General features: G+C 68.5%; 16 protein-coding genes. 9 read left to right on the top strand and 7 right to left on the bottom strand.

The genetic code is table 11. The features are described from left to right. On the bottom strand, positions 1–853 hold an 853-nt coding region (locus tag NBV68_RS08275; RefSeq protein WP_296308730.1), incomplete at its 3' end, for a glycosyltransferase family 2 protein. 153 nt (positions 854–1006) lie between these two features. Between NBV68_RS08275 and NBV68_RS08270 the strand changes: the two genes are divergently transcribed. The 3 genes from NBV68_RS08270 to NBV68_RS08260 all read left to right on the top strand — a co-directional run bounded on the left by NBV68_RS08270 (position 1007) and on the right by NBV68_RS08260 (position 3950). Beyond that, a complete protein-coding gene (locus tag NBV68_RS08270; RefSeq protein WP_296308728.1) occupies positions 1007–1975 on the top strand; it encodes a glycosyltransferase in 969 nt (322 codons plus the stop codon). A gap of 134 nt (positions 1976–2109) precedes the next feature. Beyond that, positions 2110–3378 carry an O-antigen ligase family protein gene (locus tag NBV68_RS08265; protein ID WP_296308726.1) on the top strand — a complete coding sequence of 423 codons (1269 nt, stop codon included), beginning with the start codon at positions 2110–2112 and terminating at the stop codon, positions 3376–3378. After that, positions 3375–3950 (top strand): polysaccharide biosynthesis/export family protein, encoded by a 576-nt coding sequence (locus NBV68_RS08260; protein ID WP_296308725.1) that lies wholly within the window; start codon positions 3375–3377, stop codon positions 3948–3950. Before NBV68_RS08265 ends, NBV68_RS08260 begins: the two co-directional genes overlap by 4 nt. Before the next feature lie 10 nt (positions 3951–3960). Here NBV68_RS08260 and NBV68_RS08255 read toward each other — a convergent pair whose 3' ends face one another. Continuing rightward, the gene (locus NBV68_RS08255) at positions 3961–5190 is read right to left on the bottom strand and encodes a glycosyltransferase family 2 protein (protein WP_296308724.1); all 1230 of its coding nucleotides are present in this window, start codon (positions 5188–5190) and stop codon (positions 3961–3963) included. Between the two features lie 175 nt (positions 5191–5365). Between NBV68_RS08255 and NBV68_RS08250 the strand changes: the two genes are divergently transcribed. From NBV68_RS08250 to NBV68_RS08230, 5 genes are all read left to right on the top strand, one after another. Then, positions 5366–6571: a glycosyltransferase gene (locus tag NBV68_RS08250; RefSeq protein WP_296308723.1), complete on the top strand. Its 1206-nt coding sequence runs from the start codon at positions 5366–5368 to the stop codon at positions 6569–6571. After that, positions 6568–8409: an ABC transporter ATP-binding protein gene (locus tag NBV68_RS08245; protein WP_296308721.1), complete on the top strand. Its 1842-nt coding sequence runs from the start codon at positions 6568–6570 to the stop codon at positions 8407–8409. Before NBV68_RS08250 ends, NBV68_RS08245 begins: the two co-directional genes overlap by 4 nt. A 178-nt stretch (positions 8410–8587) precedes the next feature. Then, positions 8588–9526 carry a cell wall hydrolase gene (locus NBV68_RS08240; protein ID WP_296308720.1) on the top strand — a complete coding sequence of 313 codons (939 nt, stop codon included), beginning with the start codon at positions 8588–8590 and terminating at the stop codon, positions 9524–9526. After that, positions 9523–10020, top strand: a complete 498-nt coding sequence (locus tag NBV68_RS08235; protein ID WP_296308719.1) for a Rap1a/Tai family immunity protein — start codon at positions 9523–9525, stop codon at positions 10018–10020. Before NBV68_RS08240 ends, NBV68_RS08235 begins: the two co-directional genes overlap by 4 nt. A gap of 351 nt (positions 10021–10371) precedes the next feature. Beyond that, positions 10372–11046 carry a sugar transferase gene (locus NBV68_RS08230; protein WP_296308717.1) on the top strand — a complete coding sequence of 225 codons (675 nt, stop codon included), beginning with the start codon at positions 10372–10374 and terminating at the stop codon, positions 11044–11046. 17 nt (positions 11047–11063) lie between these two features. Here NBV68_RS08230 and NBV68_RS08225 read toward each other — a convergent pair whose 3' ends face one another. From NBV68_RS08225 to NBV68_RS08205, 5 genes are read right to left on the bottom strand one after another with little or no spacing between them, the layout of a single operon-like run. After that, positions 11064–11240, bottom strand: coding sequence for a hypothetical protein (locus tag NBV68_RS08225; protein WP_296308715.1), 177 nt, complete (start codon positions 11238–11240; stop codon positions 11064–11066). Then, positions 11237–12418, bottom strand: coding sequence for a M14 family metallopeptidase (locus tag NBV68_RS08220; protein WP_296308713.1), 1182 nt, complete (start codon positions 12416–12418; stop codon positions 11237–11239). The genes NBV68_RS08225 and NBV68_RS08220 overlap by 4 nt, the downstream gene beginning before the upstream one ends. 14 nt (positions 12419–12432) lie before the next feature. Further along, entirely contained in the window at positions 12433–15498 is a 3066-nt protein-coding gene (locus tag NBV68_RS08215) for a TonB-dependent receptor (RefSeq protein ID WP_296308712.1), read from the bottom strand. Positions 15499–15500: 2 nt separating this feature from the next. Beyond that, positions 15501–16448, bottom strand: coding sequence for an alpha/beta hydrolase (locus NBV68_RS08210; protein ID WP_296308710.1), 948 nt, complete (start codon positions 16446–16448; stop codon positions 15501–15503). Beyond that, positions 16445–17818, bottom strand: coding sequence for a dicarboxylate/amino acid:cation symporter (locus tag NBV68_RS08205; RefSeq protein WP_296308709.1), 1374 nt, complete (start codon positions 17816–17818; stop codon positions 16445–16447). Before NBV68_RS08205 ends, NBV68_RS08210 begins: the two co-directional genes overlap by 4 nt. Before the next feature lie 218 nt (positions 17819–18036). On the opposite strand from NBV68_RS08205, the gene NBV68_RS08200 reads away from it, so the two are divergent. Next, positions 18037–19077, top strand: a 1041-nt coding sequence (locus tag NBV68_RS08200; protein ID WP_296308707.1) for a cache domain-containing protein, incomplete at its 3' end; no start/stop codon positions are given.

Raw genomic sequence — 19077 nt, 5'->3', positions numbered from 1 at the left:
GTGCCCTTGACTTGAGCTGGCCGACCGCCTCGCAATGCGCCAGCGCATCCTCGAGCGAGCCCAGCCGCGCTCGCCGCGCCGCGATCAGCGCGCGCGGTTGACCCCGCGCCAACCGGTCGCGCTCGGCAGCGATCAGCGCAGCGAGATCGCCGCCCGTCCAGCGGAACGAGGTCGAGGCGGCGTGGCGGCGGTAGTAATAGGTTGGCTCGGGCGAGAAGGCATAGGTCAGTCCTGCAGCGAGCGCGCGTTCGACAAGATCCCAGTCCTCGCCGATCCTGAGGCGCAGGTCATAGGCGATGGCGTGCCGGCGCAGCGCCTCCAGCCGCAGAAGGGGCTTGAGGTAACCAAGCTGCATCCCGGGACGGTCGAGCCGGCCGCTTTCGAGGAATTCGGCATGGCCGATCATCCGCTCCTGCACCCACTCAGGCCCTGACGCGAAGAGCGCGGGCGACATGTCGCGGCCGAAGGAAATCATGTTCGCCGCCGCCATGTCCGCGCCCCGGCGCCGCGCCAACCCCAGCAACCGCTCGACATGGCGCGGGTGGAGGATGTCGTCGCTGTCGATGATCGCCCCCCAGGGCGCGGCCGCCGCAGTGATCGAAAGATTGCGCACCGCGGCGAGCCCCTTGCCGTGCCCGCGCACCGCGATCACCCGCGCATCCTCCGCGGCGTGGCGGGCGATGATCGCGCCCGTGGCGTCCGTCGATCCGTCATCGACCACCACAATCTCGATCTGCGCAAGGCTCTGGCGGCGGCACGAGACCAGCGCGGCGTCGATATGCGCAGCAGCATTCCTCGCCACCATAAGCAGCGAGACGAGCGGTTCGGGAGGGCCGGCGGCAGGGGCGAGCATGGCGGCGGGTCGCTTTCGTGAAAGGCGGCGAACGGGGCGCGGGCGGCGATAGGCCGGATCGGGGCTGCTGCGACCTTAACGAGGTTAGTGCACTGCCCAGCCCCATCGCGCAGAGCACGCACACCCCCACAGGCACCCGACAAAGGCAGCGGCATGGACAAAGTCTGCGTGATCATCGCGGCAATGAATGCGGCTGACACGATCGGCCGCGCGGTTTCCTCGGCGCTGGCCGAGCCCGAGGTCGCCGAGGTGGTGGTGATCGACGATGCCTCGCAGGATGCGACCGCCGCCGCGGCAAGGCGCGCCGATGACGGTAGCGGGCGGCTTTCCGTGCACCGCGCGCGCCGCAACCTTGGCCCTGCTGCCGCGCGCAACCTCGCGCTGGCGCGATCGAACGCGCCGCTGGTTGCGGTGCTCGACGCAGACGACGCGATCCTCCCGGGCCGCTTCGCGGCGCTCGCCGATCCGGCGGGTGACTGGGACATGTCGGCCGACAACATCATCTTCGTCGCGCCCGAGGAGGCCAGGGATTTCACCAGCCTTGCCGCCTTTGCGACCGGGGGCATTGCCGAGCGCATGTCCTTCACGCGCTTCGTGGCGGCCAATATTTCGCAAGCCGGGCGGCCGCGCGGCGAGCTCGGGTTCCTCAAGCCGGTGATGCGCCGCGCGTTTCTGGAACGCCACGGCCTCGGCTATGACGCGCGGATGCGGCTCGGCGAGGATTTCGACCTCTATGCCCGGATGCTGCTGGCCGGCGCGCGGTTCCGGCTGGTGGCGACCTGCGGCTATGTTGCGATCGAGCGCGCGGATTCGCTGAGCGCCCGGCATTCGGCCGAGGATCTTGCCGCGCTGGTTGCTGCCGATGACCGGATGTTGGCAGGCAAGTTCGCCGGCGAGGAACGCGCGGTGCTGCTCGCGCACCGTGCGCAGACCGCGCAGCGCTGGCACCACCGCCACTTCCTCGATGCCAAGCGCCAGAGCGGGCTGGTGCGCGCGCTGATCACGCATAGCGACCGGCCACGGCTGCTGCTCGATGCCGGGCTCGGCGTGGCGCGCGACAAACTCGCGCTGCTGCGCGTTCCTCCCCCCGCCCCGCGTCGGCGCTTCCTGATCGCGCCCTAAGACGGACCGCCTTTGCGGCAGGTCAGTAACCTGTGTGAGCGATCCGGCGCGGGTGATCGGCGAGTGTCGCGCGCATCCCGCCACCCCTCTCACGGAGCGCGCCCCCTTTGCTTGCCGCCGATCATCCCAGCACGATGCCCGCAGGCAGCGAGCCCTTCGGGTTCGAGCGACTGCCGGTCACCGGCTTGGCAGCGGCAATCATCGCTGCTCTTGCTGCCCCTGCCCTGGGCCCGGCGGCGACGGTGGTGCAGCTGGCGTGCCTCGCCGCGATCCTGAGCTTGCGCTGGCGGCGCGTGCCGCGGCTGCTGCTGGCGGGCCTGCCGCTGCTGGCGCTGGCGCTGTTCGCGGCCGCCTCGGTGCTGTGGTCGGACGTGCCCGCCATCTCGCTGCGTTACGGCCTCCAGCTGGTGGTGACGGCGGTGATGGGCGTCGCGCTCGGCCGCCTGCTCACCTTGCGCGAGCTGGTACTGGCAGTGTTCATCGGCACCACCATCGCCTGCCTTGCCGGGCTTGCGAGCGGGCGCGGCGGCATGTCGGAAGGCGGGCCGGTGCTGATCGGGCTTGCGGGCTCGAAGAACCAGATAAGCTATTTTGCGCTGTTCTGGCTGGGGTCGTCGCTGTGCGTGATGGCCTCGAGCGCGGATCGCCCGCTCACGCGGATCGCTGCCGCGCTGGCGCTGGTGCCGGCGGCATTCCTGATCGTGCAGGGGGATTCGGCGACCGCGCTGGTTTCGGCGGTGGTGCTGGCGGGGCTGCTTGGCCTGCTGGCGCTGGCTGCGCTGCTGGGGCGCGGCGGGCGGCTGTTCGCGCTGGTCGCCGCTGCGCTGCTCGCTATCCCGGCAGCCGTTGCCCTGCCGCAGATCGAGCGCGAGATCTCAATTATCCAGACTGACGTGCTCGGCAAGGATCAGCGCCTCACAGGGCGCACATTGCTGTGGGAAGAGGCCGACAGCCTGATCCGCCAGGCGCCTGTGGTGGGCCACGGCTACAAGGCGATCTGGCTCGGCCCCAAGGGCAAGGGGCTGCTGGCGAGGAACGGTCAGACGGACGGCCGCGCCTTCCACTTCCACGACACTTTTCGCGAGCTGCTGGCCGATCTGGGCATCATCGGCCTCGTGCTGTTCCTGTTGCCGCTCGCCTATGCCGCTTTGCGTAGCGTGCTGCTGCTGGTCGCTGCAATCGATGCGCCGCGCGCCTTTGCGGTCGCGACGCTGTTCATCATCCTGTTGCGGGTTCGTACCGAACTGGTTGTCGGCCCTTTCCTGATGGAAACCGTGCTGCTGACCGCATTGGTTGCCGCCCTTGCCGCGCTGCCGCTTGCCGCGCCGCAGGCTGCCCCGGCCCTCGCTCCCCGGCGCCCCGTACGCCGCCCCTCTTCCAAATCGCAAAGGACCCCTGCATGATGCTTGCGCGCCGCCTTCCCGCCTGTCTCGCCACCCTCCTGCTGCTGCTGCTCGCCGCCTGCTCTGGAGGCGGCGATGCGCCGCGCGCCCGGCTGGTCGACGATGCGCGGGTCTATACCCTCGGGCCGGGCGACAAGCTGCGCATCACCGTCTACGGCGAGGAGACGCTGACCGGCGAATATGGCGTGACCGGCGCGGGCGACGTGTCCTTCCCGCTGATCGGCAACATCCCGGTCGCCGGGCGCACGGTCGAGGATCTGCAGACCGAGCTCACCACCCGCCTCGGCAGCGGCTACATCGCCGATCCCCGGGTCAGCGCCGAGATCATCAATTATCGCCCGTTCTACATCCTCGGCGAGGTCGCACGGCCGGGGCAATACGACTTCGCGGTCGGGCTGACGGTCGAGCAGGCGGTCGCGGCCGCGGGCGGCTTCACCTACCGCGCCAACAGCCGCAAGGTGTTCCTGAAGCGCGCCACCGACACGCGCGAAATGCTGGTCGATCTGCGCGAGACGCCCTCGTTCCCGGTGCGCCCGGGCGACACGATCCGGGTGGCGGAACGGTTTTTCTGAGCCGCCCGGTCTAGGAGGCGCTGGCGCGGCGGGCGAGATTCTCGAGCCGCCCCCCAGCTGCGCCCAGCAGCGCCGCGCTGCCGAAGGCGCGGTGTCCCCAGCCCAGCAGCCGCGCCGTATCGCCGATCCGCCCCTCGGCCAGCGTCTCGCGCAGCCGCCACGGTAGCTGGCGCGCCATGGCCCGGCGCAGCGCCTGCGGCAGGCCGAGCCCCGCCAGCAGCGCCGGATCGAGCGAGCCGTCTACAATCTCGCCGATCCCGTAGCGCGCGCCAAGCAGATCGCCCGCAACCGCCAATTCGCGCTCGCCCGGCGCATCGGCCCGCGGCATGGCGGCATAGCGCGCGAAGTGGCGCGCGGCCGGCTCGTGGAGCTTGCGCATGAACAGGATCACCGCGCGCTGGAGAACCGCGAGGCGCTCGGCTTCGGCGCCTTCGGCGAGGCCGGGAAAGGGGCGGAAATCGGCATCGCTCCACTGCGCGTCGATTGCGGTGAAGATCGCGCGCTCGGCATCGATCCATCCTGCGACCGTGTCCTTCGCGACCACCGCGCCGCGGCTCGTCATCCGCGCGCCGACGTGCTTGCGCTGGTAGAGCGTCAGCCCGCCCGCAAAGGCCCCGGGCGCGGCGCGGGCGATGCGCAGGATCATCTCGTAATCCTGCCCGCGCGGCAGATCGGTGCGGTAGGGGCCCGCCGACGACTGCAGCGCGCGGCGGACCATCCACGCGGGGTTGGGCAGGAAGCAGCATGTCATAAGTTGCACCAGCAGGCGCTTCTCGCCTGGCTGGGGCATGGGCTCGACGTCCTCGCTCGCCGGTGCATCCACGCCTTGACCGGAAAATCGGGCGAACCGTCCGTAGGAGAACCCCGCCGCAGGCGCCGCCTCGAGCGCGGCGACATGGGCGGCCAGCGCCCCCTCCGGGAGCAGGTCGTCATCGTCGAGCACCAGCAAATAGTCCCCGCGCGCCGCCGCAATCCCGCGGTTGAGCGCCGCCGATTTGCCCGCATTGTCCTGCCGCAGCACCGTCACGCGATCGTGAAAAGAGCGAAGTACATCAGGGGTTTGGTCGGTGGATCCGTCATCCACCACGATGATCTCGAACGGCGCGGTGCTCTGCCCCAGCGCTGATGCGATGCTCTCGCCGATCAGGTGCGCGCGGTTGTGGGTGGGCATGATGATCGAGACCCGGCGCGCGGGCTGCGGCCGGGTCGAGGCGGGCGTCCGGAGCGAGAGGTCTGTCATGCACGCCTGTCTGACCGCTGCCCTGCGATGCGTCCCTAACCTGCTTAGTGGCCTCGCCCCCGGCAAGCCTGTCTTTTCGCACTCGCAGCACAATAACGACCCGCGCTCTGCGGCGCCGCTTGTCCGCTGCATCCACGAAGTCGCCGACGACCCATCCCTGGCCACGGGAGTGCCCATGACGACAAACCCTCTTCCTCGCCCGCGCGCATCAGGCCCCGCCTCGCACCGTGCGCGGGTGCTGTTCCTGCTCACCGAGTACCCACGCGCAGGGCAAACCGCGATCAAGAACGAGATCGAGGCTATCGAGGTCGATTACGAGATCGGCATTGTCACCCGCCGCGCGCCTGCCCATGCCTATGCCAACCACCGCCCCCATGCCGCGGCGCGCGACCTGGCGGAGTGCATCGCCGCGGTCGAGGCCTTCCAGCCCGATCTGATCCACGCCCATTACCTCACCGAACTCGGCTTCATCGGCGAGGTCTCGCGCCGCACCGGGGTGCCCTTCACCTTGCGCGCCCATTCCTTCGACACGCTCGCGCTGCGCCCGCCGGGCATCGGCGGGCGGATCGCCCGGCTGTTGCGCGGCGCGCCGCCGCCGGGCCGTGCGGCGTGGCTGCGCGACGGACTTGCAGCGATGGAGAGCGAGCTGTGCCTCGGCGTCCTCGCCTTCCCCTTCGCGCGGCCGTGGCTGATCCGGGCCGGCGCCTGCGAGGCGAAGCTGGTCGATTGCTTTCCCGTGATGCGCTTTGATCATTTCCACGACCGCGGCCCCAACGGGGATGCGGTGATGAATGTCGGGCTGTGTTCGCCCAAGCGCGCCATGCCCGATTTCCTGCGGCTCGCCTGCATGGTTCCGGGACGCAGCTTCAACCTCTATGCGATGGACCAGCGCACCGATTGGCTCAAGCAGCGCAGCGCCACCTTGGGCGCGGGCGTCAGCTTTGTCGGCCCGGTAGAGCCCGAGGCGATGCCGCACGAATACAAGCGCCACCGCTGGCTGGTCTACACCGCCGATGCCGACGCCCCTGGCGTCGGCTGGCCGGTGGCGATCGCCGAGGCCCAGGCCGCCGGCGTCGGGGTGTGCATGCCGATGCTGCGCCCCGACCTTGTCCAATATGTCGGAGAGGGCGCGGGAATTCTCTACGATTCGGTCGACGAACTGCCCGCCATCGTCTCGGCCCCCGTGCCCGAGGAAATGCGCGAGCGCGGCTTCGAGCAGGCGCGCAAGTCCGACATCGCGCGCCACAAGCACCTGCTCACCGATCTGTGGGACGACGCGCTCCGGGCCCGCACGCGGAGCTCCCCTGCCCGTGGCTACGGCAGCTCCGCCGCCGTGCCGCCATTAGCCGCCACCCCGCGCAGCGTGACGAGCCCGGCATGAACGCCCCCCTGCCCGCACCCGTCGCCATGCGCCTCCCCGAGGACGAGGCAGGTTCGCGGAGCCCGCTCCGCGGCCTCCTCGCCCTCCTCTCCCCGCGCGAGCGGTTCAATGCCGCCATCCTGTTCGGCATGATGCTGGTCGGCGCTCTCCTCGAGATCGCGGGCCTTGCCGCAGTGCCCGCCTTCGTCAGCGCTGTGGTCGACCGCGAGGCGATGCTGCGCCTGCCGCTGATCGGCCCGCTGCTGGGCCCTTTGACGGCAGGCCTCGACAGCAGCGAGCTGGTGATCTGGGGCGCGGCCGCGCTGCTCGGCATTTTTGCGGTCAAGAACGGGTTCCTAGCATTCAATTATTGGGCGCAGATCCGCTACGTCTCCAACCGCCGCATCGCGATTTCCGGGCGGCTGATGCGCGCCTACATGGCCGCGCCCTACCACTTCTTCCTGGCCCGCAACCGCTCCGAACTGCTGCGCAATGTCGACCAGGAAGTGCTGACGGTGTGCTACAGCGTGATCAGCACCATCCTCGAACTGTGCACCCGCATGGTGATCGTGATCGCGGTGCTGGGCTTCCTCCTCTTCGTCGAGCCTCTCATCACGATCGCCTGGATCCTGTTCCTCGGCCTCATCGGATTTGCCGCACTGCGCGGGGTCACCGGGCGGCTGCGGCGCTATGGCCTCGTGCAGCAGCAGGGCCGCAAGTCGTTCAACCAGAACCTCATGCAGGCCTTCGGCGGCATCAAGGAAATCCGCACGCTGGGCCGCGAGGATTTCTTCACCGGCAAGGTGATGGACGCGGTCGGGCAGGTGACGCGCGCGCATGGCTTCAAGCTGCTGATCATGAAGATCATCCCGCCGGCATCCGAGATGGTGGCTATGACCGGGCTCCTGGCGCTCGCCGTCGGCCTGGTGCTGCAGGGCCGCACGACCGAGAGCATCCTTGTCACGCTCTCGCTGTTCGTGGTCGGTCTCGTGCGCCTGCGCGAGGCATCGAGCGCAGCGCTCAACCAGTTCGCGGACCTGCGCTACAGCCTCGTCGCGATTGATCCCATCGTGCGCGATCTGGCGCTGCTCGGCGATGCCCCGCCGCGCGAGACAGCGCCTTCCGCAGCGCGGCCGCACAGGGCGATCGCGCTAGAGGGCGTTTGGCACCGCTACGAGGGCGCGGCCGACCATGCACTGAAGGACATCGACATCACCATCCCGGTCGGCAGCGCGGTAGGCCTTGTCGGCACCACCGGGGCGGGCAAATCGACCGTCGTCGACGTTCTGCTCGGCCTCGTCGCCCCGGAGCGCGGCGGGTTGGTGGTCGATGGCCACCGGCTGGGCGAGCGCGAGTTGCGTGCCTGGCGCCGCCAGGTCGGCTATGTCCCGCAGTCGATCTACCTGCTCGACGACACGATCCGCCGCAACATCGCGCTCGGGATCGAGGACCGCGCGGTCGACGAGGAGGCGCTTGCCGCCGCGATCCGCCTTGCCCAGCTCGGCCCCTTCATCGACCGGCAGCCCGACGGCCTCGACACGCTGGTGGGCGAGAGCGGCGTGCGCATCTCGGGCGGCGAGCGCCAGCGAATCGGCATCGCCCGCGCGCTCTACCACGATCCGTCGATCCTGATCCTCGACGAGGCGACCAGCGCGCTCGACAACACCACCGAACGCGCGGTGATCGAGGCGGTCGAGGGGATGAAGGGCACCCGCACCGTGGTAATGATCGCGCACCGTCTGTCGACCGTGCGCGGCTGCGAAGTGCTCTACTACCTCAAGGACGGACGGGTCGAAGGCTCGGGCGACTACGAGAGTCTGCAAAAGAGTCACAGCGCCTTCCGCGAGATGGCGGCCTGAGCGTGAGAGGGCGCGCGCACGGCACTGCGTGTCGCGCGCGCCCCCCGGCTCCCCGCATTTCGAACCGAGGTTAATGCGGAGGCCGAGGACGCAGTGCATCGCCTCGCCGCGTGACGCACCCGCCCTCGCTGGCGCGCCGCACACCCGTCCGTTTTTCCAAAGGAGCAGCGTACCGCTTATGGTCACCGCCGCCACTGCCCTGAGCCTGCCTTCACCCCCGCAGCGCGCCCCGCGCCGCGGCGGCGTGCTCGGCATTCGGCTGGCCGGCGCAGCGGGCGTGCTCGCGCTGCTGCTGGTGCCGGTGCTCCCGGCGCCGCAGGGGCAGTCCGGAAGTGCCTTTGCTGGCATCGCCGCGCTCGTCCCGGGCGCGCCTTCGCCCTTCGAGCGTCAGCCCGAGGGGTCCGCACAGGATCTTGCGGTCGGTCCCCCGGCGCCGTTCATCGCCAGCTACGGCGATGCCGCGAGCGCCCTGCGCGCCGAGACCTGCCTGACCGAGGCGATCTATTACGAAGGCGCGCTCGAACCCGAGGCCGGCCAGCGCGCCATTGCCCAGGTGGTGCTCAACCGTGTGCGCCACCCCGCCTATCCCGACAATGTCTGCGGCGTGGTGTTCCAGGGGCAGGAACGCTCAACCGGCTGCCAGTTCACCTTCACCTGCGACGGCTCGCGCGCCCGCGCGCCCATGCCGGACCTGTGGGCACGCGCCAACCGCGTCGCCAAGGCGGCGCTCGGCGGAGCGGTCTCCCCGGAAGTCGGCCTCGCCACCCACTACCACGCCGATTACGTGATGCCCTACTGGAGCAGCACGCTCGACAAGGCGGGGCAGATCGGTCGCCATATCTTCTACCGCTGGCGCGGCACGAACGGGACGCCGGGGGCCTTCAAACAAGGCTATACCGGACGCGAGCCACTGATTGCTGCATGGACGCCGCGTGCGCTTCCTGCCGGAGCGCAGGACACCGCGCTGCCCGGCCTCGGCGTGCCGACTGACGGCGCCGCGCTCGCCGGATCAGTGGCGGTGCCGGCCGCCCCCCTGCCATTGCCGCCTGCACCCCCCGCTCCGTTCCGTGCGCGGCCCTTGCCCATGGCAACCAAGGCGAGCGGCGGCACACCGTGAACTGCCGCCGGGGGACCGCCATCGCCTGTCTCGCCATCGGCAGCCTCGCGCTGCTGCCCGCGGCGCCCGCGCAGGCGCAGGGCAGCGGCGCCGAGGCTGTCGCGGGGTTCGAGTCCGCCGGCAACCTCCTGCGCAAATGCCGCGAGAATTCCAGCTTCGCGCGCAGCTTTTGCTTCGCCTATCTCGGCGCGGTCGCCGATGCGGCGCGCTCATATCGGGTGTGGATCGGTTCGGGCGACCCGTGCCTGCCCTCGGGCCTAACCCTAGGGCGGCTCGCGGACACCTTCGAGGCCTATCTGATCGCCAATCCCTCGCTCACCGAGGCGCAGGCCGCATCGGTGATCGTCGCCAGCCTGCAGGAGACCTTCCCCTGCGAAGCCCCGCCTTCCCCTGCCCTTCCGGATTGGCCCGCGGCACCAGCCGCGCCGTCACTGGAACAGCTGGATGAACGCGTAGATCGCGGCCCACAAGCCGATCGGCAGTCCCAGCCATAGCGCGAGCCGCACCGGCTGCGGGAACTTGGCCTGCTTTCGCCTGCCATGCTTGCGCCTGCGGCGCGGACGCAGGCGGATGTACGCGTGGGGAGCGGCATTGCCCTTGCCCACTGCCTCCTTGGGGGGACTCTGCTTGCCTTCCATGGTGACCGCTCCCTGCCCGCTGCCCCTGCGGCAATCCGTGGCCTTGCTGCCGCCACCTGCGGTCAGCGCGTCACGTTGTTAACCTAATCTAGAGCCTCTTTTGATCGCGGGGAATAGGAAGTTCGCGCGCAGGCAGGGGCCTCATCGCAAATCCGTGAAAACACGCAGGATCACCATGATCCAGCCGAACCGAAAGGGTGCAGCACCGTGTATATCGAACCGCGAGACGCCTTCCATCTTCCCCGGACCGCAAGGACCTCCAATGACTGGCCGCCAGCCGCTCTGTCGCGCGCGCTCGATATCGTCATCGCCGCCTTGGCGCTGGTGTTCTTCGCGCCGCTGCTGGTGCTGATCGCAGCGGCAATCGCCTGCACCGACCCCGGCCCGGTGTTTTTCCGCCACCGCCGTGTCGGGCTCGGCGGCAAAACCTTCGGCTGCTGGAAGTTCCGCACCATGGTGGTGGGGGCCGAAGCGCGCCTTGCCGAAATCCTCGTGCGCGACCCCGAGGCGGCACGCGAATGGGCCGAGAGCCAGAAGCTCACCCACGACCCGCGCGTGACGCCGCTCGGCAATTTCCTGCGCCGCTCGAGCCTCGATGAGCTTCCGCAGCTCTTCAACGTGCTGGTGGGCGAGATGAGCATCGTCGGCCCGCGCCCGATCGTGGAGACAGAGGCGGCGCGCTACGGCCAGCATTTTGCGCTCTATTGCCTTGTGCGTCCCGGGATCACCGGCCTCTGGCAGATCTCGGGGCGGAGCGACATCCACTACTTCGAACGCGTGTTGCTCGATGTGCGCTACGTGAGCAGCCGCACTGTTCTGCGCGACATGCGGATCATCCTGCTGACGGTGCCGAGCGTGCTCGCCGCCCGCGGCTCGCGCTGAGACACTCTTCGTCAGCTTCAGAACCGGAAGGTGGCCGCTGCCCCGAACGCGCGGGGCTCGTCGCCGGCCATCACACGGTTGGTTGTGCCGCCGGGGAACACCATGTCGCCAAGCCCCGAGGCTCCGCCAAGCGGCTGATAGACTGAGAGCGAGAGTAGGCCTTGTGCCCGCTCGGCCGCAGGGCCCGGCTTCATTCCTCCAGCTGCGTCAGCGCATCCAGCATCCGCGCTGCCAGCGCCCGCGCTGCCTCGCGCGTCGCTGCGCGGTCGGCGGTATCGCCGACTTCGTAGGTATAGGCGGGGATATTGTAGGTCTGCTGAAACCAGTTCTTCGCCGTCCCGCTGCCCGGGTTTGCGTTGCGCGGTTCGAGCGTGAAGGGATAGCCCGCATAGGCCCGCTCCTGCCCGCCGAGCCACGCGGCGAGGAACCGCGCCTGCGCCGGGCTCGCCTCTTCGCCCTGGACATAGAACAGGTTGCGCGCGGTCGAGTGGAAATCGACCATCAGCACCGGGCATACTCCGGCAGGCAGCGCGCCGAGCCACGCCCGCACGCTGCGTGTTTCGGGCTGAGTGAAAGGACCCCAGTCGCGGTTGAGATCGACCCCGCCACGATTGGCGCGCCAGTGCCCGCGCACCACCCCGTCAGGATTGAGCATCGGGACGACCAGCACCTGCACATCGCCAAGGGCAGCGGCACCTTCCGCAAGGGTATCGACGAAAGCTTCCATCGCGATCGCGCCCGTCACTTCGGGCGGGTGCTGGCGGCCCAGCAGGATTATGAGCCGCGGCGCGTCCACGCGGCCGAGCCGGATCGCGCGGATCGGTCGCCCATCGTGCGAGGTGCCGAGCGTGAACACCGCCGCGCCGCTTGCTGCGCTCCAGCGGGCGAGATCGGCGGCGGCATCGGAGGGTGTGACGATTTCCTGGGCCGTGACCACGCCTGCACCGGCGGGCAGTTCGAGGCGTGCGTTCTTGCCGTCCGTGCCCACCTCGGCCGGGATCTCGCGCCACACTCCGTCCAATGCGAGCTTGGGGGCGTAGCGGTGCTTGCTCACCAAATAGTGCAGCGTCACCTGCACCGGAGCATCGCCAGCTGCGGCGTAGCGAAAGGCATACCACGGGCTAGGGTTGATCGGCGGGACGTGTTCGGGAGTGACGAGCAGGGTGAAAGCGCGCTCCCCCGTCACCACGCAAGCGTGCGGCGGTGCGCCGTCGAAATCGAAAGCGATGGTGACTGCAGGCGTGCTGCACGCCGCACTGGCCTCCGCCTCACCAGTCCGTGCTGCGATCCCCGCTGGCGGCGGCGGCGCCCCGGCACATGCCGCCGCCAGCAGGGAGAGGCCGGCCCATACGTATCGCACTGCGATGCCCATGGACGAGCGGCCTATCAGAAGGTCTTGCGCAGTTCGACCCGGAACACCCGCCCGCGCGGCGAGTGCAGCGCGCTGAAGTAGCCGAGATCCTCGTCCGCCAGCGGCGGATCCTCATCGAAGATATTGTTGACCCCGAGCCGGATGCGGGTGCCATCCAGCGCGCCCTTCTCGAAGGTATAGGCAACGTTGAGGTTGAAGGTCAGGAAATCGTCGACGCGGAAGAAGTTGATGTTGGGATCATCCGAGGTGAACGGCAGATCGCGGCTGACGCTGGTGTCCCAGACCTGGCCCACATATTGCGCGAATAGCCCGACATCGACCGGGCCCATGCCCCAGTTGACCGAGCCGCTGAAGCGCCACTTGGGCCGCCCCTCGATCTCGAGCAGCTGGCCAAGGCCGCCCACCACCACTTCGGGCGGCAGCGCCCCGGCGGCGATCCCGTCGAGCAGTTCCTGCCCGTCGGTGCCGGCCGACTGGACGAAGCTCTCCAGCCGCGCCGCGTTGAATCGCAGCCGGATATCGCCCGCGCCGAAATCGGGCACGTTGTAGAACAGGCCGAAGTCCCAGCCGCTCGACACTCGGCTGTCGAGGTTGAGATAGGGGTCGAGCACCTGAATGATCTCGCCCGCCGGGGCAAGGCTGGTGCCGGTGAACAGCGCGATCTGTTCGGCCGTGGGCGCGGCGCGGATCACGTTGGGATTGCTGCCGCCATTGAGCCGCCGCAGCAGATCGAGCGCGATCGCGTTGTCATCGCCGAAAGTGCCGACGAGGCCGGTCTGCTTCACGCGCCAGTAATCGGCCGTCAGGGTCAGGCCCGGGATGAAGCCGGGTTCGAGCACGACGCCCAGATTGATGCTCTCGCTATCCTCGGGCTCGAGCTGGTCGGTGCCCGATCGGAAGCTGATCACGCCCTCGCCCGGACACACGCCGAGGCCGGAGAGCTGGCCCTTCTCGACCTGCGCCTGACAGATCACGAAGTCGTCGCGGGTGTTCGAGCGGGTGGTGCCCTCGTCGTTGACCTGCACCAGGTTGGGCGCGCGGAAGCCTTGCGACCAGGCGCCGCGGAAGGTCACGCCCGGGATTGTCGTCCACGAGGCGGCAACGCGCGGGACGATCGCGGTCTGGTTGATGTCGTCGAAATGCTCGAGCCGCCCGGCCAGTTGCAGGTTGAGCGCGGAGACGAGCGGAATATCCATGTCCTCGCTCACCAGCGGCACGAAGGTTTCGGCAAAGGCCGACCACACATTGCGCACACCGCTGGTGTCGGGCGAAGGGCTGGTGCCGACCACGTCGCTGCCGAAGGTCACGCCCGGAATGACGCTGTCGGTCCAGGTGATGGTGCCGTCGAGCCGCGGGTCACGATCATCGAAGAAGGTCTCGCGCCGCCACTCGATCCCGGCTGCGATGCCGACATCGCCGCCCGGCAGGGTGAAAAGGCTCGCATTGCTGACCTTGAAGTCGGCCAAAGCCAGCGTAGTGCCGCCCTTGCGGAACACTTCGATCCGGAACGGGTCGATGCTGCTTGCCGGATTGGGGGTGCAATCGCCATTTCCCGGATCGCCGGTGACGCAGCCGCCGTTGAACGGGTTGTAGGCCTGCGGCGTAGACTGGTTGATCGCCTGCTGCAGCAGCGTCAGCGAGACGCGGTTGCCTTCGAGGTCGGTGGTGCGGGCCTCCGAATAGACGAAGCCGGTGTCGAAATCCCACGCGCCGAAATTGCCGCGCAGGCCGGCGACGAGGCGGTAGGAGTCCTTGGTCACGTTGACGGAGCGATTGCCGGCATCGACGAAGCGGTAACGCTCCATGATCACATCCGCGCCGGTGGTGGGGATGGTCGTGCCGGGGATGCGGTTGGGATTGGCCGCGCCGCCGGGGAAGGTCACCGGGCCGAAGGGGTTCCAATAGGCATTGCGGCTGATCCCCACCGGCACCGCGCTGAGGATCGCGGCAGGGGTGATGAAGCGCTCGCTCTCCGAACGGTAGTAGCTGCCTTCGAAATAGGCCTCGAGGCTGCTGGAGAATTCGTAGCTCAAAAGGCCCATGGCATTGTAGCGGGTCTTCTCGCTGATCAGCGTGCCGCCGAAATTGGTGTTGTAGCGCACCGCCACGTCGGGCGTGATCCCGGGACGGGCGCAGAGCCCGTTGCCCAGATCGATCCGGCAACCCGTGAAGGTGCTGGGCTGAAGGTAGAAATCGTCATCGGCAAGCGGCGTGCGGTTGGTCGGCGCCTGAATGTCGAACTGGCCGAAGGGGCCGAATGTATTGCGGTTGTTGAACTGGGTGTCGCCTTCGAACGGGGTGCCGACCACCAGCGCGCTGCGGTTGTCGTCGGCGGCATAGGCGCGCTCGGAATTGGGCAGGCCGGTCTCGTGGAAATAGCCGCCATAGACGGTCAGGTTGGCCTTGCCCCCGGCAAAGTCGAAGCCGTAACCGCCAGCGACCGAATAGGTGTCGAGGCTGGTGCCTTCAGAGGTGCGGAACTCGCCTTCGATGAAGCCGCCCTTGCGGTTGCCGCGCAGCACGGTGTTGACCACGCCTGCCACCGCATCCGCGCCGTAGATCGCCGAGGCGCCGTCGCGCAGCACTTCGATGCGGCGCACGGAGCCCGGCGCGATCTCGTTGGTGTCGGGGCTGACGACGGGGACAAGCAGTTCGGTCTGGAAGCCGGGGTTCAGCACCATCCGGCGCCCGTTGATCAGCACCAGGGTGTTGCCGGTCCCCAGATCGCGCAGGTTGATCGAGGCGGCATCGCCGCGCGCATTGTTGACGGTGGTGTCGTTCTGTTCGTTGAAGGCCACCCCGCCCGCCTGCGGAATAGCGCGGAACAGCTCATCCCCCGAAGTTGCGGCGATATTGGCGATGTCGACCTCGTCCACCACGGTGACGGGCAGCACGTCATTGATCTTGGCGCCCTGAATCTGGGTGCCGGTGACGATGATCTCGCGGCTGACGTCTTCCTCGGCCTCGGCCGGCGGAGGCGCGTCGGCCTGCTGCGCCAAGGCGGGCGCGGTGACGCTCGCGGCGGCGATCATGCTGCCGGTGCACATCAGGGCAAGCCTGCTCAGGAAAGTGGTGGACATGGTTATTCTCCCCGTTTTTCGATTATTTGCAATGATTGAGCCCAATGGGTGAAGAGCCCGGGCCACTGGCTGATGACTTGTTCGGGCCGGCCCAGCCCCCAGCCATGGCCGCCGTCGCGGAACAGGTGCAGCTCCGCGCTCGCCCCGGCGGCCACCAGGGTCTGGAACAACAGGATGCCGTGCCCCGGCGGCGTGGTCGGATCGTCGGCGGCAGCGAAGATGATCGTCGGCGGCGCGTCCTTGCCGGCATAAGTGTCGAGCGACCAAGCGATCTCGGCCTTCTCGCTGGCCTTCTCGCCTACGATCTCGCGCCGGGTGCGGGTGGTATCGTAAGGCTTGCGCAGGGTGACGACGGGGAACAGCAGCACCGCAAAATCGGGCCGAGCCGAAACCGCCTCGAAGCGGTCCTTACCCTCATAAAGAGCGCGATCCGGCTGGTAGGCAGTGAAGCCCGCCAGATGCCCACCGGCGGAAAAGCCCATGATCCCGATCCGCTTGGGGTCGACGCCGAATTCGCCAGCGCGGGTGCGGATGATCTTCATCGCCCGCTGCGCGTCCATGAAGGGGGCGGCGGCGTCCCACCCGTCATTGGGCAGGCGGTAAATCAACTCGAACACGGTGAAGCCCTGCGCGGCGAGCCATCCGGCGGCAGGCGTGCTTTCCTTCTTGAGCTGGATGCGGAAATAACCGCCGCCGCCTGCCACCAGCACCGCAGCGCCGTTGGGCACGGCGGGGCGCCAGACGCGCATCCGCGGCGTGGCGATATTGGAGACCGCCCCAAGCCCCGCGCCTTCGGTGCCAATCTTCTCCGGACCTTCGACCTTGCCATTGCCCAGCGGAGTGGAGGGCCACAGGCGGATTTCCTCGCGCGGCTGCTCCCCGGCAACGAGCGCGGCAGGCGCGACAAGCGCCAGCACAGCGGCAAGTGCGAGAGCGAGGCCGCGGATCATGGCGTCTTCTCCAGCACCTTGGCGAGGTTTTCGCTGAACGGCCCGCTGCGCTCATGGCGCTCGCTGTCTTCGGGCACGAGCGGCATCGGGTTGCCCGCCAGCGCGGCGTTCAGCCGCTCGCGGTCGAGCGCCTTCTCCCAGCCTGCGACAATGATCGTCGCCACCGCATTGCCGATGAAATTGGTGAGCGCGCGGCATTCGCTCATGAAGCGGTCGATGCCGAGGATCAGCGCCATGCCTGCAACCGGCACGCTCGGCACCACAGAAAGCGTCGCGGCAAGAATCACGAAGCCCGCGCCGGTCACCCCGGCTGCGCCCTTCGAACTGACCATCGCCACCAGCACCAGCGCCAGCTGTTCCGACAGGCTGAGATCGATCCCCAGCGCCTGCGCAATGAACAGCGCGGCGAGCGTCATGTAGATATTGGTGCCGTCGAGATTGAAGGAATAGCCTGTGGGCACCACCATGCCGACCACCGCCTTGCGGCACCCGGCAATCTCCATCTTCTCCATCAGGCTCGGCAGGGCGGCCTCGGACGAGGAGGTGCCCAGCACCAGCAGCAGCTCCTCGCGCAGATAGCGGATCAGCGCGAGGATCGAGAAGCCGCCGAGCCAGCCGACCGCCCCCAGCACCACCAGCACGAAAGACAGCGAGGTCAGATAGAAAGTCGCCACCAGCGCTGCGAGGTTGGCGAGGCTGCCCAGCCCGAATTCGCCGATGGTGAAGGCAATCGCGCCGAACGCCCCCACCGGCGCCAGCTTCATCAGCATGTGGACGAGCTTGAACACCACTGCGCTGAACGAGGTCAGCACGTCCATCACCAAATCGCTCGCCGGGCGGGTCGCAGCGATCGCCACCCCGGCGAGGATCGCCACCAGCAGCACCTGCAGGATGTTGCCTTGGGTGACCGCGCTCAACAGGGTTTCGGGGATGATGCCGAGCAGGAAGCCGCTCATCGTCTGCGCCTCGGCGGTCTTGGCATAATCGGCGACTGCGGCAGTATCGAGTGTGGCGGGGTCGATGTTCAGCCCCTCGCCCGGGCGCACCAGATTGCCGACCGCAAGCCCGATGATCAGCGCGAGGGTCGAGAAGAACAGGAAATAGGTGAAGGCCTTGCCGGCGACGCTGCCGACCGCCTTCATGTCGCGCATCCCGGCGATGCCGGTGGCGACGGTGAGGAAGATCACCGGCGCGATGATCATCTTGACCAGCTTGATGAACCCGTCACCCAGCGGCTTGAGCGCCACCCCGAGATCGGGCGCGAAGTGGCCGAGCGCCGCACCCAGCGCGATCGCGCCCAGCACCTGCACATAAAGCTGGCGGTAAAGCGGCTTGCGCTGCGCAGGCATGGTGGCTGTTTGCGAACCCATGGGTCGCCGGTTCCCCCTCAGATCGTCATCTCTCCACTGCCTAGATTCGGCGCGCTTTGGAATAACCGCAAGGCTTGGAGCCGGACCGACGTTTCCTATACGATTCTGTCGGTTAGAGGGAAGAAATGGCTCATTGATGCGAAATTCCGCACAGAATACTTGCGCGCCGTGCGGAAAGGCGCACAAGGGTGGGGCGAGGCGAGGGAGCGGGACGGGCAATGCGCGGCAGGCTGGGGCGCTGGTATCTGGCAGGGATCGCCGGCATCGCGGTGCTGCTCATTGCCGCGCTGGCGATGCTCGGGCTCGATCGTGCGATGCGGGTCAGCGCGCTCGAAGAAACCCGCACGGCCGCCACCAACCAGGCCGCGATCCTTGCAGCCGGGCTGGAGAGCGAGCTCAACAAGTTCAGCCTCGTTCCGCGCGTGCTCGCCGCCGATCCCGAAGTCGCGGCGCTGCTGGCCGGTGATCGCAGGCAGCAAGGCGTGCTCAATCGCCGCCTCGCGACCCTGGCGCAGCAGACCAGCGCTGCCGCGATCTACCTGATGGACGCACGCGGGATGACGCTGTCATCGAGCAACTGGGATCGGCCCGACAGTTTCATCGGCTCGAATTACGGCTTTCGCGACTACTTCGCCGGGGCACTGGCCGGGGGAACCCATGCCGAATTCGCGCTGGGCACGGTCAGTCGGCGCCCGGGGCTCTATCTTGCTCAACGCGTCGGCCCGCCCGACCGCCCGCTCGGCGTCGTGGCGGTCAAGGTAGAATTCGACAGCCTCGAGGCCAAGTGGCGCAATGCCGAGGACGGCGTGTTCGTCACCGATCCCGGTGGGATAGTGCTGCTTGCCAGCGATCCCGACTGGCGGTTCCGCGCAGTGACCGGCACCGCGCGGGCCGCCAGCCGCGATCCGGCGCGCGACGCGGTGCGGTTCGGCGTCGCCGAGCCTGAGCCCTTTGAACAGCCGGGCGGCATCTCGCCGGTGCGGCTGATCGAGAAAATCCAGCCGATTGCCCCGGTGGGATGGGAGCTGCATCTGCTCGCCGACCCCTCGCCGCGCATGTCGGTGGCGCTGGCGAATGGTCGGCTGGCGGGGGTGCTCGCGCTGGCGCTGCTGCTGCTGGCTGCGGCCGGGGCGTGGCAATGGCAACGCAACCGCGAAGCGCGCGCCGCGGCCCGCGTCGCGGCGCAGACCTCGGCCCTGCGCGAACAATTGCAGCAAGCCAACCGGCTGGCGACGCTCGGCCAGATCACCGCCGGTCTG

The organism is Erythrobacter sp. (assembly GCF_023653175.1).
Taxonomy (GTDB): Bacteria; Pseudomonadota; Alphaproteobacteria; order Sphingomonadales; family Sphingomonadaceae; genus Erythrobacter.
The sequence above is the reverse complement of the archived record's forward strand: the minus strand, read 5'-3'. Positions and strand labels throughout refer to the sequence as shown.